Here is a 25,800-nt window from a genome sequence, read left to right on the forward strand (position 1 = left end):
GACCAGGGGGCCTGATACGGCCAATCTGGATGCGCAAAACGGTCAATCGCAATTGAAGTGCTGGCGGTACTGGGTCGGCGTCATGCCGATGCGCTCGCCGAACACCGTCCGCATGTGCCGTGGACTGCCGAAACCACTGCGGCGGGCTACCACTTTCAAGGGCAGCTCGCTGCCTTCGAGCAGCTTGCGCGCATGGTCGATGCGCGCGTTCTGCACGTACTGCATGGGCGTCAGGTTCACCTCCCGCTGGAACGCCCGCGAGAAGTTGCGCGGGCTCATCGCCACCAACTCGGCCAGGCGGTCCACCGACAGCGGTTCGTCGATGTGATCCACTACGTAGGCCTGGGCCTGGGCAATCGCCGAACCGTTGCGCACCACCGCCGCCAGCAGCGGTTTGTAGGCGTTCTGGCCACCCTGGCGGCGCATCACCACCAGCAGCACCTTGGCCACTTCCAGCGCCACGTCCTTGCCGTGATCCTCGGCGACCACCGCCAGGGCCATGTCGATACCGGCGGTCACGCCGCCCGAGGTGATCAGGTTGCGATCCGCGACGTAGATCTGCTCATCCTCGACCCGCGTCGCCGGAAAGCGCTGGGCCAGGCGTTCCAGGTAGTTCCAATGGGTGGTACAGCGATACCCGTCGAGCAACCCGGCCGCACCGAGCAGGAAGGCGCCGGTACAGATCGCGCCGTAACGCCGCGCGCCACGCGCCGCCTCGGGCAACCAGGCGGTGAGCACCTCGCAGGGCGTGTTGTAGGCCCCTGGGCCACCGGGCACCAGCAGCAGGTCCACAGCGGGCGGCAGGTCACCCAGCCGCAGGTCCGCCTGCAGGCTCAGCCCGCTGGAGGCGCGCACCGCTCCGTCGTGGGCCGCCACCGTCAGCAAGCGGTAATGGCGCGCCGGCGGCAGATAGCGGTTGGCCACGGCAAACACTTCCATCGGCCCCGACACATCGAGCGCCAGGACATCAGGGTACAGCACCATTGCCACCGTCTTCATCGAACTACCTTGGTTGCGATCAATCTCTTCGGGCTCCTTGGCTGAGATACGCCTTATGTGTCGTGTAGCCGACAATCTACCTAGCCAATGCTAGGTCGAATAGAACATTTGCGCCCTGGCGCTGCGAAAGCGCCGAGCACATCGATCCAAGAAATACCAGGGCAGCGGACTCCATAGTTTGATCGCCACGCCGGCCTCGGGCCGGCGAATCCTGCGCAGAAACCGTGCGCACCACCCTAGGAGATCCGCTCATGCCCACCGCCTCGGCCGTTCCCGGCAAAACCCTGCTGAACCCAACCGACCACACCCTGATCATGATCGACCACCAGTCGCAGATGTCCTTCGCGACCAAGTCCATCGACGCGGTAACCCTGCGCAACAACGCGGCGCTGGTGGCCAAGGCGGCGAAGGAATTCGGCGTCTCCACCATCCTCACCACCGTTGCCGAGAAGAGCTTCTCCGGCCCGATCTTCGACGAGATCAAGTCGGTATTCCCCGACTACAAGGTCATCGACCGCACCAGCATGAACACCTGGGAAGACCCGCGCATCGCCGTCGAGGTGAACAAGCACGGCAAGCAGAAGATCGTCCTCGCCGGCCTCTGGACCTCGGTGTGCATCGTCGGCCCGGCGCTCTCGGCCATCGACCAGGGCTTCGAGGTGTACGTGATCGCCGACGCCTGTGGCGACGTGTCCACCGAGGCCCACGAGATGGCCCTGCAGCGCATGATCCAACTGGGCGCTCGCCCCATGACGTCCCTGCAATACCTGCTCGAACTGCAGCGCGACTGGGCCCGTGGCGAAACCTACGACCAGACCGTGAAGACCTCCATCGCCCACGGCGGCGCCTACGGCCTGGGCCTGATCTACGCCAAGACCATGTTCAACGCCAGCGAAGGCCACTGAGCCTGAACAGGGAGCGGCACTGCCGCTCCCTTTCCTTTACCGGGTCATCGAATACCCGCTCAAGGCTGTGCTCTGAACTCGCCATCGACAGCCTCTCCCGCCTCCGCTTCAGCCCGGAACAGCAGCGCCGTCTCCATCACCAGGGCCAGCGCAATGGCGCCGGCGGCCATGGCGAACAGCAGGGTGTAATGACCGTGGCTCGCGCTGAACAGCGCCGAATAGGCGTAGCCGGCAATGGCCTGGAAGCTGGCGAAGGACACCGTGGCACGGCTCCAGGTGGCGTTCTGCGCAGCGTGACCGGGCACCAGTTGATGCACCCGTGCCAGGGCCAACGGCACGATGCCCGGCGGGAACGAGCCAATAGCCAGGCTGGCCAGGCCAAGCAGGCGCAGGTCGGTGGTTTCCAGCAGCAGCCCAAGGGCGATCAGTTGCGCCGCCAGTACCAGGCGAATCGCCGCCCGCGCACCGAGGTGGTCGGCGAGGAAGCCGTAGATCACTGGCCCGACGATGGCGCCGACGCCGTAGAGCGTCCAGATCAGCGCGCCGCCATGGGTGCCGGCGCCGAGTCCGCGCGTCACGTAGTCCACCAGGAACATCATCGGCGCCACCAGCGCAGTCGCCATCAGCGCGTATTGGGCGAACAGCACATGGATGCCCGCCGTGGCGCGCGGCGCCTCGACCGGGTGCGCCTGGGCATGGGGCTGCTCCTGCGGCCAGCCGAACCAGCTGCTCAGGCTCAGCGCCAGGGCCAGCGCACCGAGGCCGAGCCAGGTTTGCAGCAGGCCCAGCGACAGCAACAGTGGCACCAGGGTGCCGGACGCGGCGATGCCCAGGCCGATGCCGAGGAAGATCGCGCCACTGGCCAGCCCGCGACGGTGGGCGGCCACGTGCGGGAGGATGGTGCTGGCGGCCAGCACCATGATCACCCCGCCGGAAATCCCCGACACCAGGCGCCAGAAGAAGAACCAGGCCTGGTTCAGCGGCCAGGCGCAGGCGAAGAACGACAGCGTGACCAGCAGCATCATCGCCCGCAGCACCGCCGTGCTGGACCAGCGCGCGGCCAGCGGACGCCCGGCCAGTGCACCGAGCAGATAGCCGGCGAGATTGGCCGCACCGAGGTAGACCACGGCGGAGGCGGAGAACCAGTGCGCCTCGATCAGCGCCGGAATCAGCGGCGTGTAGGCGAAGCGCGCAAGACCGATGCCGACCAGGCTGGCGCAAAGTCCGGCCCAGATCGGCAACCAGAGGGAGCCTCGGCTGGCGAGGCGGGAAGCATCGGCATTCATGACGACCCCTATCGCGCCGTCAGGCGGCGCCGTTGAGTGGTGATGGGGGAAATCATAAAGTTGCCGGGAAATGAAATAATGCAGCGAGTTTCCTTCCCTGAGCTGCATTTATGCATCAACAAGGAGTCGCCATGATGAACTGGGACGATGCGCGGGTATTCCTCGCCCTGTGCCGCGAGCAGACCCTGCGCGGTGCTGCCCGCGTGCTGGCGGTGGACCAGGCCACGGTGGGCCGGCGCCTGGCCTCGCTGGAGCGTTCGCTGGACGCCACCCTGTTCCTGCGCACCTCCGCCGGCTACAGCCTGACCGCGGCCGGCGAGATCGCCATGAGCGCGGCGCTGAACATGGAATCTTCCGCTGCCGAGCTGCAACGGCAGATCCTCGGCATGGACGACCGCATGAGCGGCGTGGTGCGGATCACCACCACCGATGCATTCGCCACCGATTTCATCATCCCCGCCATCGCCACGCTGCACCGCCAGGAGCCGGGCATCGAGGTTCAGCTGCAGACCTCGACGCAGATGCTCAACCTGAGCAAGCGCGAGGCGGACATCGCCGTGCGCACCCACCAGCCGGAGAACCCCGACCTGATCGTGCGCCGCCTGGCGCGCTGGGACAGCGGGCTGTTCGCCTCACGCGGGTACATCGAGGAGCGCGGCGTGCCCGAGCCGGGCAGTGCCTTCGCCGGGCACGACCTGGTGGTCTATCAGCCCTATCTGGACAGCGGCAAGGACGTGCTCCTGGCCTCGGAGCCGATCATCCACGGCCGCATCGCCATGACCTGCACCTCCGGCTTCATGGTCCGCCGCGCCCTGCTCGGTGGCCTGGGCGTGGGTGAATTGCCGTTGCCGCTGGGAGCATCGGAGGGGCTGGTGCGCCTCTGGCCCGAGCGCACCCTGCCCTATGACGTGTGGTTGGTGACCCACAAGGACGTGCGCCACACCGCGCGGGTGCGGGCGGTGATCGATGCGATCGCGGCGGCCTTCGGCGAGGTCACCGCGTAGGGCGTACAACCCCGAACGGTTGTACGCCCTGCTCTCACTGAATCAGCGGTACCTGCGCGGGACGCTGGTAAGGCCCGTAGTTCACCGGCGCCCAGTCGAAGGCCTTGCCTTCGCGGCTGACATGGCCGATGCCCGGGAACGGCAAGTGCGCGGCGGCGACCCAGGTACCGCCCTTGGCCAGGGCCGTGAACTCGGCGTCGCGGGTCTTGATCGCCTGTTTCGGATCGACATCGAAGCGGATCGCCACTTCCGGGTGGGCGAACTGCACCGCCACGTTGTGGATCAGGTCGCCGATGAACACGATGGACTGCCCCTTGGACTCGAAGCGGTAGCTGGTGCTGCCCGGCGTATGGCCGACGGTGCTCTCGGTCTTCAGCTCGGGGATCGGCGAGGCCGGCGGCACGAAGGTCTGCAAGCGGCCGGCGGACTGGTACGGCGCCAGGGACTTCTGCGCGACCTCGAAGAACCCGCGCGCTTCTTTCGGCGCCTGCTCCAGGCGCTTCGCATCGAGCCAGTAATCGGCCTCCGCGCGGGCGGCATACACCGTGGCATTGGGGAACAGCGCCCCGTCCTGCCCGTCCACCAGGCCGCAGACGTGGTCCAGGTGCATATGGGTCACCAGCACGGTGTCGACCTGTTCGGGGCTGTAGCCGGCCGCCTTCATGTTCTCCAGCAGATGCCCGGCGGTGCCGCCGAGGCACTGCCCGGCGCCGCTGTCCACCAGCACCAGGTGCTGGCCGGTATTGACCAGGAAGGCGTTGAAACTGGTCTGCACCCGATCGCCGGCCATGGCCTGCCGTGCCAGCAGCGCCTGGATGCGCTCGGGGCTCATGCCCAGCAACAGACCGGGGGACAGGTCGTTGAAGCCATCGAAGAGCGCCGTCACTTCGTAGTCACCCACCGCCAGGCGGTAGTAGCCCGGCACCTGCGTCCTCGGTGCGGCCGGTGCCTGGGCCTGTGCGTGAGCGGCTGCCAATAGCGAGAGGCTGGCCAGCAGGGTGAGTCCGTGCCTGGACCCGCTCCTGGAAAGTAGTGCCGGCATGATGGGCGAATCTCCGTGGGAAGTGGGAGGTCCATCCTCCGGCAAGTCCACCGGCGCCTCTTGTACCGGTGTGCTGAGTCGATCGCCCAGGCCCCGGGCGCTGGGCGATCGCGGGAGCCTCAGGCCAGCAGGCTCTGCAACTTTTCCTTGAAGCGCTCGGGGTGGGACAGGTAATGCCCCACCGGCAGCACCTCCAGGCGACCGTCATGCTCCAGGGCGAAGGCCGGAAAGCCGCGTGCCTGGAGGCGCTGCATCCAGCCCTGGCTGTCGCGCAGGTGCGCCTTCAGCTCGTCGCCGGTGAAGGCGGCGAAGCGCTCCGCGAAGGCCTGGCGATCCAGGCCGATCTCGGCTGCCAGCTCGATCGCCACCTGCGGGTCCGCAACTTCGCGGCCTTCCTGGAAATAGGCGCTGTGCAGCCGTTCGAGCAGTTCGACGCCGCGTCCGGCCAGCTCTTCGGCCACCAGCATCGCGACGATGGGCACCGAGGAGTCGAGACGGACGTCCTCGCGCTCCTGGATACCGTCGGTATAGGCCACCCCGAACGGCTGGCCGGTCAGTTGGGTCACCCGTTCCTCATGAGGACGGACGAAGTCGCGCCAGTCGGCCCCCATGAAGCGGGCCTTGTCGCCGGACAGCATGCCCACGCCATGGGGCTGGATGGCCAGGCCGGCCACGCCGCGGGCGGCATCGATCATCGGTGCCGCGCCATAGCACCAGGCGCAGAAGGGATCGTAGAGGTAGTGCAGTGTGCTCATGGCTCGTTCCTCCTTCAGGTTCGTTCAGCCGTGCAATGGGTAGTCGGTGTAGCCGCGATGGTCGCCGCCGAAGAAGCTGGCGGCATCGGGCAGGTTGAGCGGCAGCCCCTCGCGCAGCCGGCGCGGCAGGTCTGGGTTGGCGATGAAGGGCCGGCCGAAGGCGATCAGGTCCGCCCGGCCATTGGCCAGCGCAGTCTCCGCGGTCTGTGCGTCGTACCCGCCGGCCAGGATCAGCACGCCACTCCAGGCCTCGCGAAGTTGGCCGATGATGAGATCCCAGCGCGGGTCGACCTGCTCGTCCTTCACGGTGCCGACCATCATCGGTTCGACCAGGTGCAGGTAGGCCAGCCCGTAGCGGTTCAGCGCTTCGACGATGTAGCCGAAGGTGGCCTCCGGGGTGTCGTCGCCCATGCCCATGAAGCGTCCCATGGGTGTGAGGCGCACACCGACACGCTCGGCCCCGACCTCCTCGACCACCGCTTCGACCACCTCCAGCAGCAGCCGGGCGCGGTTGCGGTAGTCGCCGCCGTAGGCGTCCTGTCGCTGGTTGCTCTGGCTATTGATGAACTGGTCGATCAGGTAACCATTCCCGGCGTGGATCTCCACCCCGTCCATGCCGGCCTGCAGGGCCTTGCGGGCGGCCTGGCGGTAATCCTCGACGATGGCCTGGATGCCCTGGATCGTCAGTTCCTGGGGCACCGGGATCTCACCCCAGGTGCCCTCGCCGTTCGCATCGACGATGAAGGTCCTGCCCGGCACCGGCAAGGCGCTGGGCGCCACCGGCAAGGCGCCGTCCGGCTGGAAGCTGGGGTGTGAAACGCGGCCCACGTGCCAGAGCTGCATGAAGATCAGCCCGTCGGCATCGTGCACGGCATCGGCGACCTGGCGCCAGGCGTCGACCTGCGCCTGGCTGTAGATGCCCGGAGTCCAGGCATAGCCCTGGCCCTGGCGGGAAATCTGCGTCGCCTCGGTGATGATCAGTGCGGCACTGGCGCGCTGGCGGTAGTACTCGATGTTCAGGCCCGTGGGGACGTCGCCTGGCTGGCCGGCCCGCGAGCGGGTGAGCGGTGCCATGACCACGCGGTGGGGCAAGTCGAAAGGACCTACGGCAATGGGCTGGAAAAGGTTCTGAGTCATGTCGGAATCTCCGTATCGGGGTTGGGGTCAGGCAGCCGGATGCGCCGGCAAACGGTGGAACAACAGGTGATCGCCGATCTCCCGGCCGTAGTCGTAGAGGCTGCGGCCCAGCGCGAGCTGCGGGCCTTCCCAGAGTGCGAGCGCGCGATCGGGATCGTTCGGGTAGCGCGCCAGGGCGTTCATCAGGGCCAGCGCGTTGCTGGCGGCCTTCGAGGTACTGGCGGCGGTGTGTGGCCGGGGTATCGCGGCGGCATCGCCGATCAACACCACGCGGTGGTCCACCATGTGCGGCACGGCGAGGTCGCGAATGGCCTGGACGAAAGGCTCCGGCGTGGCCCGGACCGTCGCGCGGAAGGCTGGCGGCAGCAACGCATCGGCATCGCGGTAGAGGTGTTCGCGCCAGGCCGGCGCGAGCTGGCCTTCGGGCACCGAATAGCCCCGATGGCGGCCATCGGCATCGGTCATTACGTCCGGCAGGACCGCAGCATCGACGACGCGGTACCAGACCCAGTTGTAGAAGCGGTGCCCCGGCCGGGTGTCGTTGCCCTCGCCGGGCACGAGGTAGCCCAGGATGTGCGACTGCTGGTTGTTGGCGAAACCGAAGTCACCCAGCAGCACGTCGCGGGCGATGGCGGGTACGTCGTTCTCCGGCAGCAGTCCGCGCCAGGCGACGTAGCCGGCATAGGTCGGCTCGGCGTCCGGCCAGAACTGGGCACGCACCGCCGAGTTGCCGCCGTCCGCGCCGATCAGCAGGTCGGCGCGCTCCTGGTGTCCGTCGGCGAAATGCGCGATCACCTGCCCGGCGTCCGGCTGCTCGATACTCACCAGCGCCTGGCCACGGTGGTAGTGCTCGTCGCCAAAGGCATTGCGCAAGGTGGTGTAGATCAGCGACCAGGACGTCTGCATCTGCGGGGAATGGTGCTTGCTGCGGATCGAACCGTCGGGCCGCAGCACGGTGCGGTGCACCGAGGGCACGCCGAGGTCCAGGTGGCTGGCGTCGATGCCGGCGACGCGGATCGCCGCCACCACTTCGGGTTGCAGCACGATTCCGCCGCCACGGCTGTCCAGGTCATGGGCGGAGCGCTCGAAGATGTCCACGCTCCAGCCGATGCGCCGCAGCAGGTTGCCGACGAACAGGCCGGCCAGGGAGCCGCCGATGACCAGTGCGCGGCGTGGGGTTTGCGAGGTTGCTTGGGTGTCAGACATGGTTGCGTCCTCCTGTTGGGAAGCAATCTATGCTTGACGAACCAGATTGATAATCCGGAAGATTCAGGCAACTTCGTTGCACAGAACGCAATGGTGAAAGCATGGACAGTTTCGCGGCACTCAACGCGTTCATCACCACCGTGGAAGCTGGCGGATTCGCCTCCGCCGGGCGGCAGATGGGCCTGGCGACCTCCTCGGTCACCCGCCAGGTGGATGCTCTGGAGCAGCACCTGGGAACACGCCTGCTCAATCGCTCGACCCGGCGGGTCACGCTGACCGCGGCCGGGGAAACCTACTACGAGCACGCCGTGCGTCTGCTGGCGGACCTGGAGAGCGCCAACCTGGAAGTCAGCGAGGCGGAGGGCCCGCCACGCGGTCAGTTGCGCGTCAGCCTGCCGGTCGCCTTCGGGCAGCTGCACATCGCCCCCGGGCTTTCGGACTTCGCCGAGCGTTACCCCGGCATCACCCTGGACCTGGTGCTGTCCGACGAGATGGCGGACCTGGTGGAGCAACGCCTCGACCTCGCCGTTCGCCTGGGCAACGTCGACTCGCCCCACGTGGTTGCCCGCCGCATGGCGCCGCACCGCCGCCTGCTCTGCGCCAGCCCGGACTACCTGCAGCGCCACGGCAGCCCACGCACCCCGGCCGAGCTCGCCCAGCATGCGTGCCTGACCTTCGCCTATGCCCGGGGCAGCCGCCTATGGCACTTCTGCGGACACAGCGAGGAAAGCGTGCGGGTCAGTGGACCGCTGCGCGCCAACAGCTCACAGGTACTGCGCCAGGCGGCGCTGGATGGCATGGGGCTGATCCTGATGCCCAGCTGGCTGCTGGGCGAGGACATCGAGGCCGGCCGGTTGCAGGTCCTGCTGCCGGAATGGCGGGCGGGCGTGAACGGCGAGGACAGCGGCGTGTATGCCGTCTACCTGCCGAACCGACGCAATTCGAAGAAGGTCCGGGCATTCGTCGACTTCTTCACCGAACGCTTCGGCGATCCACCGTACTGGGACCATTCAGCGCCATGAAACGCCCCGTCGCCCCCGCACCCCAGTGATGCCAAGCGGTGGGCCGGCACTGCACGACCGGTAGCCAGGCCCCTGTATTCCGTTCACGAGGACCGCGTACCCATGCACAAGCCCACCGACGCCCGTGCCGCAGCCCACCCGGCCACCCCGCCATTCAGCGCCGGCCAGTACTCGATCCTGCGCAACAGCCACCGCAACCCCGATCCGAACAGCATCCTGGACATCCCCTGCAGCGACAGTTTCTCGGTCATCGTCCAGCTCGAAGACTTCGCCTCCCACCGCCTGTGGCGTGGCGGGCGGCTGAGCTACAAGGGCGGCCACGTTCGTGAGAGCACCTCCATCGCCTACCTGGGCGACGAGGTGAAATGCCAGCACCTCGCGCCTTACGACAACCTGCGCATCAACCTGCCACGCGCCCCGCTGGAAGAGGCGCTCTACGAGGAAGGTCTCAGCCGGCGCATCGCCCTGAACTGCCCGCCCGGCACCCTGGACCCGGTCGTCTACCACCTCACCCAATCCCTGCTGCCCGCCCTGACGATGCCCGGCCAAGTGAACCGGCTGTTCGTCGACCAGGTCATGCTCGCGCTCTGTACGCACATCAGCGCCCGCTACGGGAATACGGCGGATTGGCCCGAGCCGGCCAAGGGGCTGTCCGACTGGCAGGCACGGCGCGCCAAGGAGCTGATCGCCCATCACCTGTCCGATGGCCTGTCGGTTGCCGAGCTGGCCCAGGAGTGCGCGCTCTCGCGCAGTTATTTCACCCGCGCCTTCAAGCGCAGCACCGGCATGACGCCCCATGAATGGCTGCTGCAAATGCGCGTGGACAAGGCCAAGCAGCTGATGTTGCACACGGCGCTGAACCTGTCGCAGATCGGTCTGGACTGCGGTTTCTCGGACCAATCGCACTTTTCCCGGGTATTCCAGAGGATCACCGGCGCGTCCCCGTCGAGATGGCGACGTTCCCATCGGGCCGGTGACTAGGCTATCCATCTGACTGCCAATCCGGCACATCGATACAAGACACCCGGCGGCGCATGGACCATCCTCAAGATTCCTCAACAGATCTGGAAGGTGACGCCATGCCCCGCTCCTCGACCGACTGGGCGCTGCTGTACCTGCGCGTGTCCGGCTGCCTGCTCCTGCTCTGGGTCCATGGCCTGCCCAAGCTGCTGAATTTCAGCCATGAGCTGACCGTCATCGAGGACCCGTTCCACCTGGGGCCCGTGCCGACGCTGAGCCTGGCGATCTTCGCCGAAGTGATCTGTCCCCTGCCGATCATGCTGGGCGTGCTGACCCGTCTCGCCTGCCTGCCGATCCTCAGCGTGCTGCTGGTGGCGCTGGTCTTCGTGCATCCGGAATGGAGCGTGGCCGAAGGGCAGTTCGCCTGGTTGCTGTTGATCATCTTCGTCACCCTGCTCATTGCCGGGCCCGGTGGACTCTCCCTGAGCGGCAAAATCTCCAAAGAGCGGGCGGTGCCTGCGTGGCTGTCCTGAAGCGCCTTCTCGGCGATCGCCTATACCTGATTCACGAATCCCTTCCGAAACCCTGGCGCTGAACATGTCCCAATCCTCGACCGCCTCGTCTCCCTGGAGCCCGCTGCGCCAGACCACCTTCCGCTGGCTGTGGCTGGCCAGCATCGCCTCGAACATCGGCACCTGGATGCACGAAGTGGGCGCCGGCTGGCTGATGACGTCACTGTCGGCCAGCCCCCTGAACGTGGCCCTGGTGCAGGTGGCCGGCTCCCTGCCGATGTTCTTCCTCGCGCTGCCGGCCGGCGCCCTGGCCGATATCGTCGACAAACGCCGCTACCTGCTGGGCGTGCAACTGTGGATGGCGGCGGTCGCCACGCTGCTGGCCGCACTCACCCTGCTCGGCCTGACCACGGTCTGGCTGCTGCTGGGATTGACCCTGTGCATGGGCATCGGCACCGCGTTGATGATGCCGGCCTGGAGCGCGACGACTCCCGAGTTGGTGGACAAGGGCGAACTACCGGCGGCGGTGGCGCTGTCCAGCGTCGGGGTCAACCTGGCGCGGGCGGTCGGCCCGGCCATCGCGGGTGTGCTGGTCAGCCTCGTCGGTCCCTGGCTGACCTTCGCCCTGAATGCCCTGTCGTTCTTCGCGGTGATCGGCGTGCTTTGGGCCTGGAAGCGCGAAACCAGGCCTTCGGTGCTGCCGGCCGAACGTCTGCTCGGCGCGCTGCGCGCCGGCTGGCGCTACAGCCGAAGTTCCCGCCCCTTGCAGGCGGTGCTGGTGCGCGCGCTGGCGTTCTTCCTCGGCGCCAGTGCCGGCATGTCGCTGCTGCCGTTGATCGTCCGCGGCGAGCTGCACGGCAGCGCCATGGACTTCGGCCTGCTGCTGGGCAGCGTCGGCGTTGGCGCGGTACTGGGCGCAGCGTTCCTGCCGGCCTTGCGCGAGCGCCTGGGCAGCGACCGCCTGGTGGTGCTCTCCAGCGCAGTCTACGCGCTGGTGCTGATCGCCCTGGCACTGCTGCGCAACCTGTACCTGCTGGTGCCGGTGATGCTGCTCAGCGGCGCGGCGTGGATCGCCGTGCTCTCCAGCCTGCAGGTGGCGGCCCAGACCTCGGTGCCGGCGTGGGTCCGGGCACGGGCGCTGGCCGTGTACATCCTGGTGTTCTTCGGCAGCATGGCCGCCGGCGGCACCCTGTGGGGCTTCGTCGCCAGCCGCGCCTCGATCACCCTCGCGCTGCTGTGCGCCAGCGCGGTGCTGCTGGCGGGGCTGCTCGCCAGCCTGCGCTTCCGCCTGCCCGTCACCGAGGCGGAAGACCTGGCGCCGTCGCTACACTGGCCGGCGCCGATCCTCGTCGAAGGCGTGGACCAGGAGCGCGGCCCGGTGCTGATCACCCTGGAATACGACATCGATCCGGCCAAGGCCGACGCCTTCCAGCAGGCGATGAAGGATGTGCGCGGCATGCGCCGGCGCAACGGGGCGATTTCCTGGGAACTGGTGCAGGACAGCGAGAACCCGCGCCATTGGCTGGAATTCTTCATTGATGAGTCCTGGCTGGAGCACCTGCGCCACCACCAGCGGGTCACCCGCGGCGAACTGAAGATCGAAGCGGCAGCGCGCCAGTTCCAGACCCAGGGCGTGGACATCCGCATCCGGCATTACCTCAAGAGCGCCTGAGGAGCCGCAGCTACAGAGAACGAAGCTCCGGGGCCGCAAGGTCCCGGAGCGGCGGCACGCCTCAGACGGCCGCTTCGAGGCTCGGCACGGCCTCGAAAAGATCCCCCACCAGACCGTAGTCGGCAACCTGGAAGATCGGCGCCTCTTCGTCCTTGTTGATCGCAACGATCACCTTGGAGTCCTTCATGCCCGCCAGGTGCTGGATGGCACCGGAGATGCCCACCGCGATGTACAGCTGTGGTGCAACGATCTTGCCGGTCTGGCCGACCTGCATGTCGTTCGGCACGAAGCCGGCGTCGACCGCGGCGCGGGAAGCACCGACAGCGGCGCCCAGCTTGTCAGCCAGGGCGTAGAGGATCTTGAAGTTGTCGCCATTGCCCATGCCGCGGCCGCCGGAAACGACGATCTTGGCAGCGGTCAGTTCCGGACGGTCGGACTTGGCCAGTTCTTCGCCCACGAAGGCGGACTTGCCGGCGTCAGCCGGGCCGGAAACCGCTTCAACAGCAGCGGAACCACCTTCGGCAGCAGCGGCGTCGAAGCCGGTGCCACGTACGGTGATGACCTTGACGGCAGCCGAGGACTGCACGGTAGCGATGGCGTTACCGGCGTAGATCGGGCGCTTGAAGGTGTCGGCGCTGACCACTTCGATGATCTCGGAGATCTGGTCGACGTCCAGCAGGGCGGCGACGCGCGGCAGGAAGTTCTTGCCATTGGTGGTCGCCGGGGCCAGCACATGGCTGAAATCGCGGGCGATGGACGCCAGCAGCGGAGCAACGTTCTCCGGCAGCTGGTGAGCGTAGGCAGCGTTGTCGGCGACCAGCACCTTGGAAACACCAGCGATCTTGGCAGCGGTTTCGGCCACGCCACCGACGTTCTGGCCAGCGACCAGGATGGCGATATCGCCACCGATCTTCTGCGCGGCGCTAACGGTGTTCAGCGTCGCCGAGGCCAGCGCGCCATTCGAATGTTCTGCAACAACCAGGACAGCCATCAGATCACCTTCGCTTCGTTCTTCAGTTTCTCGACCAGTTCGGCCACCGATTTCACCTTGATGCCGGCGCTGCGTGCAGCAGGCGCTTCGACCTTGAGCGTCTTCACCGTCGAGGCCGTGGAGATGCCCAATGCCTCGGGCGTAAGGGTTTCCAGCGGCTTCTTCTTCGCCTTCATGATGTTCGGCAGCGACGCATAGCGCGGCTCGTTCAGGCGCAGGTCGGTGGTGACGATCGCCGGCAGGTTCAGGGCAACGGTCTGCAGGCCGCCGTCGATTTCACGGGTGACGTTGACCTTGTCGCCAGCAACGATGACCTTGGAGGCGAAGGTGCCCTGGGCGTAGCCGGACAGCGCAGCCAGCATCTGGCCGGTCTGGTTGTTGTCGCTGTCGATGGCCTGCTTGCCGAGGATGACCAGCTGCGGCTGCTCTTTGTCGACCAGGGCTTTCAGCGACTTGGCGATAGCCAGGGAGCTCAGTTCTTCGTTGGTTTCAACGAGGATGGCGCGATCAGCACCCAGAGCCAGCGCGGTACGCAGTTGCTCCTGGGCGGCAGTCGGGCCGACGGAGACCGCAACGATCTCGGTGGCGACGCCTTTCTCTTTCAGGCGAACGGCTTCTTCCACGGCGATTTCGCAGAAGGGGTTCATGGACATCTTGACGTTGGCGAGATCGACGCCGGAGTTGTCCGCCTTGACGCGGACCTTGACGTTGTAATCGACCACGCGCTTTACCGCGACCAGTACTTTCATCAGTTATTTCCTCGGCTAACGCCGGCTTGCATCGGCGCTGCGGTTGGGGAGGTTCGCGAGCAAGCTCGCTCCTACAGATCCGGGCTTGCGCCGGTGCGATTTTTTGTAGGAGCGAGCTTGCTCGCGAATGGTGTCAGGCCACATCCATCAAATGGACGAAGGTCTGCAGGTGATGGTCGTCGTCGCCGAACTGGTGGCTGATCATCACCAGGTGCTTGGCGTAGTGCGAACCCAGGTATTCGTCGGTCAGGCCGATGCCACCGTGCAGCTGGATGCATTGCTCGGCGATGAAGCGTCCGGCGCGGGTGACGATGTACTTGGCGGCAGCCAGGGCGCGGCTGCGTTCGGCGCTGTCCGGCTGGTCGGCGACGCAGGCGGCGAGGATCGCCATGCTGCTGGCCTGGTCAAGTTCGGCGCGCATGTCCACCATGCGGTGTTGCAGCACCTGGAAGGAGCCGATAGTGACACCGAACTGCTTGCGGGTCTTCAGGTACTCCAGGGTCAGCTCGCAGGTCGCCTCCATGGCGCCCACCGCCTCGGCGCACTGGGCGGCGATGGCGCGTCCCTGCTGGTAACGCAGCGCGTCGAAAGCCTGCCCCGGCTCGCCCAGCACGTGCTCGGCGGAGACGAAGGCACCGTCCAGGAACAGTTCGCAAGCCTTGAAGCCATCGGCGGTCGGGTAGACGCGACGCTTCACGCCCGCTTCGGCCGGATCGAGGAGGAACAGGCCGATGCCCTGCTGGTCATGCTCGCCGCCGGCGACGCGGGCGGACACCAGGATCAGCCCGGCGCTGTGCCCGCCGATCACCGCGACCTTGCGCCCGGACAGCCGCCAGCCGCCGTTCACCGGCTCGGCGCGGGTCGCCACGGTGTTCAGTTCGTAGTGGCTCTGCGGTTCCTCGAAGGCCACCGCCAACTGCAGCTCGCCACTGGCAACCTGAGTGAGCAGCTGGTCCTTCTGCGCGTCGCTGCCGAGTTGGTCCAGCAGGCCGCCGGCAAAGACCACCGACTGCAGGTAGGGCTCCAGGCACAGGCCACGGCCCAGCTCGGTGTGCACCAGCATGCTGTCCACGCCGCCGCCGAAACCGCCGTAGGCTTCGGGCAGGGACACGCCGGTCAGGCCCAGCTCCCCGAGCTGGCGCCAGAAGTCGGCGCTGAAGCCCAGCTCGCCACGGCGATAGGCCTCGCGCTGTTCGAATCCGTAGGCATCACGCACCAGACGCGCCGCCGTGTCTTGCAGCATCTGCTGCTCTTCAGTGAGTTTGAAGTCCATGGTCGGCTGCCTCTCAGAGTCCGAGGTTCACTTTGGAAACGATGTTCTTCTGGATTTCGTTGGAGCCGCCGTAGATCGAGAGCTTGCGCATGATGAAATACTGGCTGGCAGCGGTGGCGCTGTAGTCGGTGTGCAGCAGGTCGCCCGAGCAGGCTTCCATTTCCTCTTCGAGGAACGGTAGTGCGTAGGGGCCGACGGCCTTGCGCAGCAGGTGGGTGATGGCCTGGCGGATCTCGGTGCCGCGCACCTTGAGGATCGAGCTTTCGGCGCCGCTGCCGCCGCCTTCACGGGCAGCGGCAAGGATGCGCAGGTTGCTCATCTCGGCGGCCATCAGTTGCATCTCCAGCTCGGCGATCTGGGCACGGAACAGCGGATCGTCGATCAGCGCCCTGCCCCCCTTGCGCTCACGGGCGGCGATGGCCTTGAGCTGGCGCAGCAACTGCTTGGAGAAGCCGATGCCGGCAAGGCCGGTGCGCTCGTGGGTGAGCAGGTACTTGGCGCAGGTCCAGCCGTCGTTCTCCTGGCCGACCAGGTTGGCCACCGGCACCTTTACGTTGTCGAAGAAGACTTCGTTGACCTCATGCTCGCCATCCAGGGTGATGATCGGGCGCACGGTGATGCCTGGGGATTTCATGTCGATCAGCAGGAAGCTGATGCCACGTTGGGCCTTGGCCTGCGGGTCGGTGCGCACCAGGCAGAAAATCCAGTCGGCATGCTGGCCCATGGTGGTCCAGGTCTTCTGGCCGTTGACGATGTAGTGATCACCCTCGCGCACGGCGCGGGTCTTCAGGCTGGCGAGGTCGGAGCCGGAGCCCGGCTCGGAGTAGCCCTGCGCCCACCAATCGGTCATGTCGAGGATGCGCGGCAGGTAATGGGCCTTCTGCTCCTCGGTACCGAAGTTGATGATCACCGGGCCGACCATCACTGCGCCGAACGGCAGCACACGGGGCGCGCCGGCAATCGCGCATTCTTCCTCGAAGATGTACTTCTGCACCACGCTCCAGCCGGTACCGCCGTACTCCACGGGCCAGAGGGAGGCGTGCCAGCCGCGATCGTTCAGGGTGCGCATCCAGAAGACGTTGTCTTCCTTGCTCAGGCGCTTGCCGAGCTTGACCTTGGCGGCCAACTCGGCCGGCAGCTTGTCGCGCAGGAAGGCCCGCACTTCCTCGCGGAAGGCCAGCTCTTCGGGCGTGTAGTGGATGTCCATCGAGGTGTTCCTCAGACCTGTTGTTCTTGTCGGCCGCGCAGGCGCGACGGGTTGGGTTCTGCCGTCGAGTATCGGGATGCGGCGCGGAGCTGGCTGTAGTTCGTTCGGACCAATTTCGGGGTGGATCTTTCGGCTGCCGAAAAAGCAGAAAGCCCGCGCGGCACAGGGCCGAGCGGGCTTTTGCGTTTCGTAGGTGCGTCCTGCAACCCCGACGCGGGGTCAGAGCACCGCTTCACTCCCCAGGAAGGCCGTGACCTGGCTCGACAGCGTGCCGCCATTGCCATGCAGCAGGGCGATATCGGCCTTCTTCAGCTGTCGCGCGCCTGCCTGGCCACGAATCTGCGTTACCGCTTCGAGGATCAGGAACATCCCGTACATCCCCGGATGCACGCAGGACAGGCCGCCACCGTTGGTATTCACCGCCAGCTCGCCGCCGGGAGCGATACGCCCACCCTGGACGAAGTGGCCGCCCTCCCCCTTGGCGCAGAAACCGAGGTCTTCGAGGAACAGGATGGTGTTGATGGTGAAGGCGTCATAGAGCATCACCAGGTCCACATCGGCGTGGCTCACGCCGGCCATCTGCATGGCGCGCGGACCGCTTTCCGAGGCGGCGGTGACGGTCAGGTCGGGCATGCACACCACCGAGCGGTGCCATTGCGCACCGGCAGCGCCGAGGAAGTACGCCGGCTTGTTCGGCAAATCTCGGGCGCGATCGGCGCGGACCATGATGCAGGCGCCGGCGCCATCGGTGACCAGGCAGCAGTCGGCGGCGCTCAACGGATCGCTGACCATCCGCGCGGCAAGGACGTCGTCCATCGTCAGCGGACCGCGAGCGAAGGCCTCGGGATTGAGGTTGGCCCAGCCCCGCGCGGCCAGCGCCACTTCCGCCAGTTGCTCGCGGGTGGTGCCGTACTGGTGCATGTACCGGCTGGCCGCCAGCGCATAGGAAGTGATCGGATGGCGTGGCTTGTACGCCGTCTCGTGCCACTGCGGTTCGCTCATCGACACCAGCTTGCCGCCGGCGGTGCGCTGGTTGGAGCCGTAGCAGATCAGCGCCACGTCGCACAGCCCGGCCTGCAGCGCCAGGGTCGCCTGCAGCAAGTGCCATTCGAAGCTGGAGCCGCCGACATTGGTGCCATCGACGAATTTGGGTTTGATGCCGAGGTATTCGCACACCGACAGCGTCGGGAAGGCATGGGAACTGGTGGCGGCGAATACCGCGTCGACGTCGGAGAGTTTCAGCCCGGCATCGGCGATGGCCTTCAGCGAGGCCTCGCCGAGCAGTTCCATGGCGCTGAAGCCGTGGGCCTCGCCGATGCCGGCGCTGCCGATACCGACGATGGCGGTCTTGCCGCGGAGGGACGAATTCATGCCTGCACCTCGTCGATCACGTCGAACACCACGAGCGCCTGCCCGTCTTCCTCGATCACCCGGGCCTTCACGCGGCTGCCGATGGGCGCGGTTTCGCGGCCTTCGATGCGCGACATCATGCGTACGCCCTCGTCCAGGTCGATCAATGCCACGTTGTGGCTGGCGTTGCGCGAGCGGTTCACGGTGATGGCGTAGATGCGTCCGGTGCCGGCGGCTTCGACCCATTCCAGGTCGGTCTCGCCGGTGCCGGGGATGGCCACCCGCGGGTAGAACACGTAGCGGCCACTGGAGACGCTGCGCTGCAGCATGAAGCGGCCCTGCTGGAGGAACCGCTGGTACTGCGCCTCCGGCCCGACGGGCGCGGTGGCTTGGGAAGTCTCGGCCATGTCTGGCTCCTGGGTCACTGCGTCCGGCCGTGCAGGCTGCGCGTGTTGTTGATGAAGGTGCCCTTGCCCCGCGCCACCAGGGTGTCGCCGTCGAGCAGGCTGCAACTGGCCACGCTGATGCTGCGGCCAAGCTTGTGGATCTGCACCTGGACCTCGATCCAGCGCCCGGGCAGCGCCGGGCTCAGGTAGTCCATGTCGAGGTTGATGGTGGCCGGCGGCAGCTCGGAACCTGCGGTCAGCTTGATCGCGGTGCCAAAGCCGGTGTCGGCCAGGGTGGCGAGAAAGCCGCCATGGGCGATGCCCAGCGGGTTGAGATGTTCCGGCAGGATGCGCGCGGCGACCATCCGGCGTTCCAGGTTCACGTACATGCCACCGCAGTTGTTGACGAAGCCGGGACGGGCCATCGGCTGGAAGCCAGGCGGCAGCTCCGGCTCGCAGCCGGGCTCGACAGGGTCTTGCGAATTCACGGGAAGATTCATGGCAATGCTCAGAGTCCGAGTATCTGCTTGGCGATGATGTTGCGCTGGATCTCGCTGGTGCCGCCGTAGACGGATGTCTTGCGGTAGTTGAAGTAGCGCGGCAGCAACGCCGCCAGCTCGGGCGAACCGGGATTGGCCTCCACGTCGCGACCACGGTTCTCGGCCCAGGTGTCACGAACGAAGGGCCAGCCCCGTGGCCCGGCCACCTCGATCGCCAGCTCGCTGATGGCCTGCTTGGTTTCGGTGCCGACCAGCTTGACCATGCTGGAGGCGGCACCCACCGAACTGCCGGAGCGCTGCCCGGAAAAAAGTCGCAGTTCGGTCGCCTCCACGGCCTCGACGCGAATCGCCAGTTCGCAATAGCGCCGCTGGAAATCGAGGTCCTCGGCCATCGGCCGGCCGTCGTCGCCGGGCAGGCGTTCGGCCAGCTGCAGTACCTGCCCCAGCTGGTAGCGCAGTGCTGGTCCGTAGCTGTTGCCGCGTTCGAATTCGAGCAGGTACTTGGCGCAGGTCCAGCCTTGACCTTCCTCGCCGATGCGGTTGGCCAGCGGTACCCGCACATTGTCGAAGAACACCTCGTTGACCTCCTGCTCCCCCGGGTAGGGGCCATCCAGCAAAGGCAGCGGACTCACGCGGATGCCGGGGCTCTTCATGTCCACCAGCAGGAACGAGATGCCGGCCTGCTGCTTCGCCTCCCGGCTGGTGCGAACCAGGCAGAACATCCAGTCCGCCCACTGCGCGTGGGTGGTCCAGATCTTCGAGCCATTGAGCAGGTAGTCGTCGCCGTCGCGCTCCGCGCGCATCTTCAGGGCCGAAAGATCGGAGCCCGCTCCTGGCTCGGAGTAGCCCTGGCACCAGAAGATATCGGACGACAGCGTCGGCGGCAGGAAGCGCGCCTTCTGCGCTTCGCTGCCGAAACGCATGATCACCGGCGCCACCATCTTGATGCCCATCGGCGAAATCGGCGGGCAGCCGGCAGCGGCGATTTCACACTGGAACAGGTAGCGCTGCGTCGGCGTCCAGCCCGGGCCGCCATGCTCGGCGGGCCAGTCTGGCGCGGCCCAGCCGCGAGCGTGGAGTTTCTTCTGCCAGCACTGCTGGCCAAGCTTGTCGAGGAAGCCGTTCTTCGAGCGTCGCATCAGCGCGCGCAGCTCGTCGTCGAAGGCCTCGTCGATCCAGGCTCGCACTTCTTCGCGGAAACGTTGTTCTTCGATGCCGAATTGCAGATTCATGCCTGTGCCCTCCGCGGTAGCGCCAGGCTGGCGTACCGGCGCACGTGGTGGTCGAGGGAGCCGAACTGCTGCTCCATCACCGTGGCCCGCTTGAAGTAGTGCCCCAACGCCAGCTCCTCGGTAATGCCCATGCCGCCGTGGATCTGCACCGCGGCCTGGCCGACGAAGCGCAGGGCCTTGATGGCCTGCGCCGTTGCCGCGCAGGCAGCGAGCGCGAGATCGGCGGGTGATGCCAGGGCGCGCATGGCCGCCAGATAGGTCAGCGACAGCGTCTGCTCGATCTGGATATGCATCTCCACCATGCGGTGCTGGAGCACCTGGAAGCTGCCGATGGGCACGCCGAACTGCCGCCGCTCGCGGGCATAGGCCAGGGTGTCGGCGAGCATCCGCTGCATGCAGCCGACCGCCTCGGCGCAATGCGCCAGCCGGGCCTCGTCGAGCACGCCCTGCAACAGGGCAAAGCCCTGACCTTCCGGCCCCAGCAAGGCGCTTTGCGGCACCCACAGGTTGTCGAAATGAATATCGGCGGCGCGGCTGCCATCCACTGTCGGATAGTCCAGGCGCCGCAGCCCCTTGGCATCGTTCTCGACGAGGAACAGGCTGATACCGTCGCGCTCGCGCGAGGTGCCCGCGGTGCGCGCGCTGACCAGCAGATGGCTGGCCCAGGGTGCGCCCAGCACCAGGCACTTCTTGCCGTTGAGACGGTAGCCCTCGGCCTCCCGCTGCGCGCGACAGGCAACATCGTGCAGGCAGTCGCTCCCCTGCTCTTCCCGCTGCGCAAGGGCGATACGCAGGTCACCGGCGATGATCTGCGGGATCAGTCGCTGCGCCTGTGCCCCACCCACCCGCTGGAGCAGGCCGCCACCAATCACCACGGTGGACAGGTACGGCTCGACCACCAGCGCGCCGCCGAAGGACTGCATGACCAGCAGGTTCTCCAGCAGGCCGCCACCGAGCCCGCCATGTTCCTCGGCGAAGGATGCCCCCAGGACCCCCAGGTCCTCCGCCAGGGCTTCCCAGCATTGCGGCCGCCAACCGTCAGCGGAGTTCACCGCTTCCATGCGCTGGGCAAAGCCGTAATGCTCGTCGAGGAACCGCTGCAGGCTGTCCTGCAGCAGTTTCTGTTCCATCGTCAGTTCGAAGTCCATGGCGACCTCAGCAAGCCAGTGTCCGCGCACGCTCGAGAGCGGCGCGGCAGTCGCGGACCATGCGTTCGAGCAGTTCGGCGCAGGTCGGAATGTCGTCGATCAGGCCGACGCACTGGCCGGCGGTGACGATGCCGTCGTCGGACGCCCCACTCTCCAGCGCGGCACGACCACGGGCGCCGGCCACCAGGTGGCGGATATCCTCGAATTTCGCGTTGCCGCGCTGCTCGATGCTCACCACTTCCTCGGAGATCGGGTTGCGCAGCACCCGTGCAGTGTTGTGCAGGGTGCGGAAGATCAGCCGGGTATCGCGCTCGGTAGCGCCGACCAGGGCACGCTTGATGTTCTCGTGGATCGGCGCCTCGCGGGTGGCGCAGAAGCGTGTGCCCATGTTCACCCCTTCCGCCCCCAGTGTCAGGGCGGCGGCCATGCCGTCGCCGTCGGCGATGCCGCCCGACGCGATCACTGGCACCTGCAGGCGGCGCGCGGCCAGCGGGATCAGCACCAGGCCGGGTACGTCGTCCTCGCCGGGGTGGCCGGCGCATTCGAAGCCGTCGATGGACACCGCGTCCACCCCCAGGCTCTGCGCCTTCAGCGCATGGCGCACGGCCACGCACTTGTGGATCACCGTTATGCCGGCGGCCTTGGCCTTTGCGATGTACTCGCCGGGGTTGTTGCCGGCGGTCTCCAGCACCTTCACACCGCTGGCGATGATGACGTCCAGGTATTGCTCGTAGGGCGGCGGGTTGATCGACGGCAACAGGGTCAGGTTGACCCCGAACGGCTGGTCGGTCAGCGTGCGGCAACGCTCGATCTCGGCGGCCAGCGCCTCCGGGGTCGGCTGGGTCAGCGCGGTGAGGATGCCCAGGCCGCCGGCGTTGGAGACGGCGGCGGCCATCTCGGCACGGCCAACCCACATCATGCCGCCCTGGATGATCGGATAGCGGATGCCGAGCAGTTCGGTAATGCGTGTCTTCATGGGAGTTCTCCGCGTATCACTGGTCGAAAACGATGACCGAGCGCGCCAGTTCGCCACGGCGCAGCTCATCGAAGGCTTCGTTGATATGCTCCAGCTTCAGGCGCTGGGAAATCATCTCGTCGAGCTTGAGGCGGCCCTGCATGTAGAAGTCGACCAGCCGCGGCATGTCCACCGGGAAGCGATTGGAGCCCATGAAGGAGCCCTGGATGCGGCGCTCGCCGAGGATGTCGAAGCCGTGCAGCTCGATCTTCTGCCCCGGTTTGATCATGCCGATCACCGTTGCGCTGCCGCCGCGGACGAGCATGCCGAAGGCCTGCTCGAAGGTCTGCTTGAGGCCGATGCACTCGAAGGCATGGTGCACGCCACCACGGGTCAGCTCGAGCACCTGCTTGACCACGTCGCCCTCGCTCGCGTTGATCACGTCGGTGGCGCCGAAACGACGGGCCAGCTCCAGCTTTGAGTCGAGCCGGTCGATGGCGATGATCCGCCCCGCCCCGGCCAGCACGGCGCCATTGATCGCCGACAGGCCGATGCCGCCGCAGCCAATCACCGCCACGGTTTCGCCAGGGCGCACCTTGGCGGTGTTGAACACCGCCCCCGTGCCAGTGATCACCGCGCAGCCGAGCAGCGCCGCGCGGTCCAAGGGCATGTCCTTGCGGATCGAGACGCAGGCATTCTCGTGCACCAGCATCTGCTCGGCGAAGGACGACAGGTTCATGAACTGGTTGACCGGCTTGAGGCTCTGGATCTCGCTCAGGCGCGGCTCGTCGTCCTTGCCGCGCTTGGTGTCGGGTGACACGCACAGCGAAAGGTGGCCGGTCACGCAATGCTCGCAATGCCCGCAGTAGGCCGACAGGCAGGTCACCACATGGTCGCCCGGCTTCACCGAGCGCACCTCGGAACCGACCTGCTCGACGATGCCGGCCGCCTCGTGACCGAGGACCACCGGCATGGGGAACGGATAAGTGCCATCGACGAAGTGCAGGTCGGAATGGCACACACCCACGGCCACGGTGCGGATCAGCACCTCGCGCGGTCCCGGCTTGCTGATGGCGACGTCCTCGATGACCAGCGGGGTGCCCGGTTGACGCAATACAGCTGCTTTCATGACTACCTCGAAAAGAGATCGGCCCGGCGTGACGGAACCCGTCCGGCGCGGCCGGGCCGGAATCAGCGGGTGATGAGCGAAGCGACGATCTGTTTCAACTGATCGACGTAGGGCGGGCGCATCAGGTCCGGGCCCTCGGCCGGGCGGAAGATCGCCTTGGCATGGCTGAAGGTGCGGAAGCCATCGCGGCCGTGGTAGGCGCCCATGCCGCTGGGCCCCACGCCGCCGAATGGCAGGCTTTCGACAGCGACGTGCTTGAGCACGTCGTTGAGGGTGACGCCGCCCGAGGTGGTGCGGGTGAGCACGTACTCCTCCTCCGCCGCGTCGCTACCGAAGTAATACAGGCCGAGCGGACGCGGATGTGCGTTGACATAGGCGACCACGTCGGCGATCTCCTTGTACGGCTTGACCGGCAGCAGAGGACCGAAGATTTCGTCCTGCATGACGCGTAACCCGTCCACCGGATCGATCAGCAGGGTCGGCGCGATCTTGTGATGGGCCTGGTCGCTGAAGTCTTCGCCAGCGGGATTCAGCTCGACCAGTTCGACACCGGCCTCCCGAGCCTCGCTCAAGTACCCCAGCAGGCGCTCGAAATGCCGTGCATTGATCACCGAGGTGTAATCCGGATTGTCCTTGAGTGTCGGGAAGTAACCGGCCAGTACCGCCTTGGCGATGGCGATGAACTCTTCCAGCGATTCCTCGGGAACGAAGACGTAGTCCGGGGCCAGGCAGATCTGCCCGGCGTTGTGCATCTTGCCGGTGATGACCTTGGTCACCGCGGCCTTGAAGTCGGCCGAACGGGAAATGATGGTGGGCGACTTGCCGCCCAGCTCCAGGGTCACCGGTACCAGGTTCTCGGCGGCGGCGCGCATCACTTGCCTGCCGATGCTGGTGGCGCCGGTAAACAGCAGATGGTCGAATGGCTGGGTGCAGAACGCCTGGCCGACATCCGCTCCGCCAGTGACCACCGCGACCTCGTCCTCGGCATACACCGAGCGAATCATCCGAGCCATCAGCGCCGAGGTCCGGGGCGTGAACTCGGAGGGCTTGATCATCACCCGGTTGCCCGCCGCCAGGGCGCCGGCCAGGCCGCCGAAGGCCAGGTTTACCGGGAAGTTCCACGGACTGACGATACCCACCACACCCAGGGGCTGGTACTGCACCCAGGCGTCGCCACGATCACTGTGACGTTGCTCCGGCTTCATCCACTCGGCCAATTGGGCCTTCGTCTGCTTCAAGGTCATCAGCGGCGACAGGACCTCGGTCACGCGGCTGAAGTCCTTGCTTCGATGGCCAAAATCGGCGGCCACGGACTCGACGATCTCTTCCTGGTGATCGACCAGCAGGCCGATGGCGCGGTCGATCAGTTCGATACGCTGCTCGGCCGAAGACGGGCCGGCCGCGAGAAAGGCGCTGCGCTGCCTGTCGAGAAGCGCACGGATCTCCGTGCCGTTCGGGTGGTCATACGCGCTCATTGCAAACCCCTCATTGTTGTTGTGTCTGGTTTCACCGCTCAGGCGTTATCGCGCTTGGCGGCGGGCCACTGATAGAGCGGCGCCTCCTTGCGAGCAAAGCGCCCGGCAGCCTCCTTGAGGTAGGTAGAGGCCATGCTCACCGCCTGGTTACTGGCTTCGGCATCGAGCATCGTGAGCAGGTCGCTCTCCAGTGAGACGCCAAGAAGACGCTTGGTCATGCTGAAGGCAGTGGGCGACAGGTTGGCCATGGCTCGGGCCAGCTCTTGGGCGCGAGCGCGGAAGCTGTCTGCCGGATGGACTTCAAGGGCGATGCCCAACTGCTGGGCTTCCTGCGCGGAAACTTCGCGGGCGGAGAAGATGATTTCCCTGGCTTTCTGCAGTCCGACGATACGCGGCAGCGTATAGGACGCCCCCAGATCCGGCCCCAGGCCAAGGCGGGCAAAGGACATGCAGAAACGCGCCCGCTCAGAGGCAATCACAAAATCCGCCGCGAGCGCGATGCTGAAACCGGCACCGTAGGCAGCACCGTCAACCGCAGCGATGATCGGCTTGTCAAAGTCGACCATGGCCATCAGGAGGCGATTGTTTTCCTCCATGCGGCGCCGGACATTCGCGGCCTCGATGTAATCGCCCTGCATGTTGCCAATGTCGCCACCGGAGCAGAAATCGTTTCCAGCGCCAGTGAGCAATACGGCTCGCACTTCAGGATTGCGTCGCAGATCCGTCAGTGCGTCGAGCAGCTCAGCAAACATCTGCGGGATCAGGGCGTTCTTGCGCTCGGGACGGGCCATGACCAGAGTGGCCAGGCCGTTGTCGATGGACAGGTCGATGGTCGACGCATTCATGGCAGGTCTCATTCCGTTTCCAGGGGGCGGTGGGTCGGTGGTCGAACGCGCCGGCAGTCC

At 66.6% G+C, this 25,800-nt stretch carries 25 protein-coding genes; 6 read left to right on the forward strand and 19 right to left on the reverse strand.

Features of this window, described 5'->3' with window-relative positions; all coding sequences use genetic code 11:
- Positions 1–42 precede the first annotated feature (42 nt).
- Positions 43–999, reverse strand: coding sequence for a GlxA family transcriptional regulator (locus tag O6P39_RS13550; RefSeq protein WP_275611831.1), 957 nt, complete (start codon positions 997–999; stop codon positions 43–45).
- Between the two features lie 251 nt (positions 1,000–1,250).
- On the opposite strand from O6P39_RS13550, the gene O6P39_RS13555 reads away from it, so the two are divergent.
- Complete coding sequence (locus tag O6P39_RS13555) at positions 1,251–1,904, forward strand: hydrolase (RefSeq protein ID WP_275611832.1); 654 nt, start codon at positions 1,251–1,253, stop codon at positions 1,902–1,904.
- 59 nt (positions 1,905–1,963) lie between these two features.
- Here the strand turns inward: O6P39_RS13555 and O6P39_RS13560 are convergent, their stop codons facing one another.
- Complete coding sequence (locus O6P39_RS13560) at positions 1,964–3,190, reverse strand: YbfB/YjiJ family MFS transporter (protein ID WP_275611833.1); 1,227 nt, start codon at positions 3,188–3,190, stop codon at positions 1,964–1,966.
- A gap of 134 nt (positions 3,191–3,324) precedes the next feature.
- On the opposite strand from O6P39_RS13560, the gene O6P39_RS13565 reads away from it, so the two are divergent.
- Complete coding sequence (locus O6P39_RS13565) at positions 3,325–4,194, forward strand: LysR family transcriptional regulator (protein ID WP_275611948.1); 870 nt, start codon at positions 3,325–3,327, stop codon at positions 4,192–4,194.
- A gap of 34 nt (positions 4,195–4,228) precedes the next feature.
- Here the strand turns inward: O6P39_RS13565 and O6P39_RS13570 are convergent, their stop codons facing one another.
- The 4 genes from O6P39_RS13570 to O6P39_RS13585 form a co-directional block, all read right to left on the reverse strand.
- A complete protein-coding gene (locus O6P39_RS13570) occupies positions 4,229–5,236 on the reverse strand; it encodes an MBL fold metallo-hydrolase (protein WP_275611834.1) in 1,008 nt (335 codons plus the stop codon).
- A gap of 119 nt (positions 5,237–5,355) precedes the next feature.
- Positions 5,356–5,991 carry a DsbA family protein gene (locus tag O6P39_RS13575; RefSeq protein ID WP_275611835.1) on the reverse strand — a complete coding sequence of 212 codons (636 nt, stop codon included), beginning with the start codon at positions 5,989–5,991 and terminating at the stop codon, positions 5,356–5,358.
- A gap of 24 nt (positions 5,992–6,015) precedes the next feature.
- Complete coding sequence (locus O6P39_RS13580; RefSeq protein WP_275611836.1) at positions 6,016–7,128, reverse strand: alkene reductase; 1,113 nt, start codon at positions 7,126–7,128, stop codon at positions 6,016–6,018.
- 27 nt (positions 7,129–7,155) lie between these two features.
- Positions 7,156–8,334 (reverse strand): FAD binding domain-containing protein, encoded by a 1,179-nt coding sequence (locus O6P39_RS13585; RefSeq protein ID WP_275611837.1) that lies wholly within the window; start codon positions 8,332–8,334, stop codon positions 7,156–7,158.
- A gap of 101 nt (positions 8,335–8,435) precedes the next feature.
- On the opposite strand from O6P39_RS13585, the gene O6P39_RS13590 reads away from it, so the two are divergent.
- The 4 genes from O6P39_RS13590 (at position 8,436) to O6P39_RS13605 (ending at position 12,500) form a co-directional block, all read left to right on the forward strand.
- Entirely contained in the window at positions 8,436–9,356 is a 921-nt protein-coding gene (locus O6P39_RS13590; RefSeq protein WP_275611838.1) for a LysR family transcriptional regulator, read from the forward strand.
- Positions 9,357–9,458: 102 nt separating this feature from the next.
- Complete coding sequence (locus O6P39_RS13595; protein WP_275611839.1) at positions 9,459–10,337, forward strand: AraC family transcriptional regulator; 879 nt, start codon at positions 9,459–9,461, stop codon at positions 10,335–10,337.
- A gap of 98 nt (positions 10,338–10,435) precedes the next feature.
- Complete coding sequence (locus O6P39_RS13600) at positions 10,436–10,849, forward strand: DoxX family protein (RefSeq protein WP_275611840.1); 414 nt, start codon at positions 10,436–10,438, stop codon at positions 10,847–10,849.
- Positions 10,850–10,913: 64 nt separating this feature from the next.
- Positions 10,914–12,500, forward strand: coding sequence for an MFS transporter (locus O6P39_RS13605; protein ID WP_275611841.1), 1,587 nt, complete (start codon positions 10,914–10,916; stop codon positions 12,498–12,500).
- 61 nt (positions 12,501–12,561) lie between these two features.
- Here O6P39_RS13605 and O6P39_RS13610 read toward each other — a convergent pair whose 3' ends face one another.
- From O6P39_RS13610 to O6P39_RS13670, 13 genes are all read right to left on the reverse strand, one after another.
- Complete coding sequence (locus O6P39_RS13610; RefSeq protein WP_275611842.1) at positions 12,562–13,491, reverse strand: FAD-binding protein; 930 nt, start codon at positions 13,489–13,491, stop codon at positions 12,562–12,564.
- Entirely contained in the window at positions 13,491–14,240 is a 750-nt protein-coding gene (locus O6P39_RS13615) for an electron transfer flavoprotein subunit beta/FixA family protein (protein ID WP_275611843.1), read from the reverse strand. The genes O6P39_RS13610 and O6P39_RS13615 overlap by 1 nt, the downstream gene beginning before the upstream one ends.
- A gap of 133 nt (positions 14,241–14,373) precedes the next feature.
- Positions 14,374–15,513, reverse strand: coding sequence for an acyl-CoA dehydrogenase (locus tag O6P39_RS13620; protein ID WP_275611844.1), 1,140 nt, complete (start codon positions 15,511–15,513; stop codon positions 14,374–14,376).
- 13 nt (positions 15,514–15,526) lie between these two features.
- Complete coding sequence (locus O6P39_RS13625) at positions 15,527–16,720, reverse strand: acyl-CoA dehydrogenase family protein (protein WP_275611845.1); 1,194 nt, start codon at positions 16,718–16,720, stop codon at positions 15,527–15,529.
- Positions 16,721–16,939: 219 nt separating this feature from the next.
- The gene (locus O6P39_RS13630; protein ID WP_275611846.1) at positions 16,940–18,091 is read right to left on the reverse strand and encodes a thiolase; all 1,152 of its coding nucleotides are present in this window, start codon (positions 18,089–18,091) and stop codon (positions 16,940–16,942) included.
- Positions 18,088–18,477, reverse strand: a complete 390-nt coding sequence (locus O6P39_RS13635) for an OB-fold domain-containing protein (protein WP_275611847.1) — start codon at positions 18,475–18,477, stop codon at positions 18,088–18,090. The genes O6P39_RS13630 and O6P39_RS13635 overlap by 4 nt, the downstream gene beginning before the upstream one ends.
- A gap of 14 nt (positions 18,478–18,491) precedes the next feature.
- Positions 18,492–18,944 (reverse strand): PaaI family thioesterase, encoded by a 453-nt coding sequence (locus tag O6P39_RS13640; protein WP_275611848.1) that lies wholly within the window; start codon positions 18,942–18,944, stop codon positions 18,492–18,494.
- A 20-nt stretch (positions 18,945–18,964) separates the two neighbouring features.
- Positions 18,965–20,188 carry an acyl-CoA dehydrogenase family protein gene (locus O6P39_RS13645; RefSeq protein ID WP_275611849.1) on the reverse strand — a complete coding sequence of 408 codons (1,224 nt, stop codon included), beginning with the start codon at positions 20,186–20,188 and terminating at the stop codon, positions 18,965–18,967.
- Complete coding sequence (locus O6P39_RS13650) at positions 20,185–21,336, reverse strand: acyl-CoA dehydrogenase family protein (protein ID WP_275611850.1); 1,152 nt, start codon at positions 21,334–21,336, stop codon at positions 20,185–20,187. The genes O6P39_RS13645 and O6P39_RS13650 overlap by 4 nt, the downstream gene beginning before the upstream one ends.
- 7 nt (positions 21,337–21,343) lie before the next feature.
- Complete coding sequence (locus O6P39_RS13655) at positions 21,344–22,312, reverse strand: nitronate monooxygenase family protein (protein WP_275611851.1); 969 nt, start codon at positions 22,310–22,312, stop codon at positions 21,344–21,346.
- 16 nt (positions 22,313–22,328) lie between these two features.
- On the reverse strand, positions 22,329–23,420 hold the full coding sequence (locus O6P39_RS13660; RefSeq protein ID WP_275611852.1) for a Zn-dependent alcohol dehydrogenase: 1,092 nt from the start codon (positions 23,418–23,420) through the stop codon (positions 22,329–22,331).
- Between the two features lie 62 nt (positions 23,421–23,482).
- A complete protein-coding gene (locus O6P39_RS13665; protein ID WP_275611853.1) occupies positions 23,483–24,895 on the reverse strand; it encodes a coniferyl aldehyde dehydrogenase in 1,413 nt (470 codons plus the stop codon).
- A gap of 38 nt (positions 24,896–24,933) precedes the next feature.
- Positions 24,934–25,740 (reverse strand): enoyl-CoA hydratase/isomerase family protein, encoded by an 807-nt coding sequence (locus tag O6P39_RS13670; RefSeq protein ID WP_275611854.1) that lies wholly within the window; start codon positions 25,738–25,740, stop codon positions 24,934–24,936.
- Between the last annotated feature and the right edge of the window lie 60 nt (positions 25,741–25,800).

Source organism: Pseudomonas sp. PSE14, from assembly GCF_029203285.1.
GTDB lineage: Bacteria > Pseudomonadota > Gammaproteobacteria > Pseudomonadales > Pseudomonadaceae > Pseudomonas.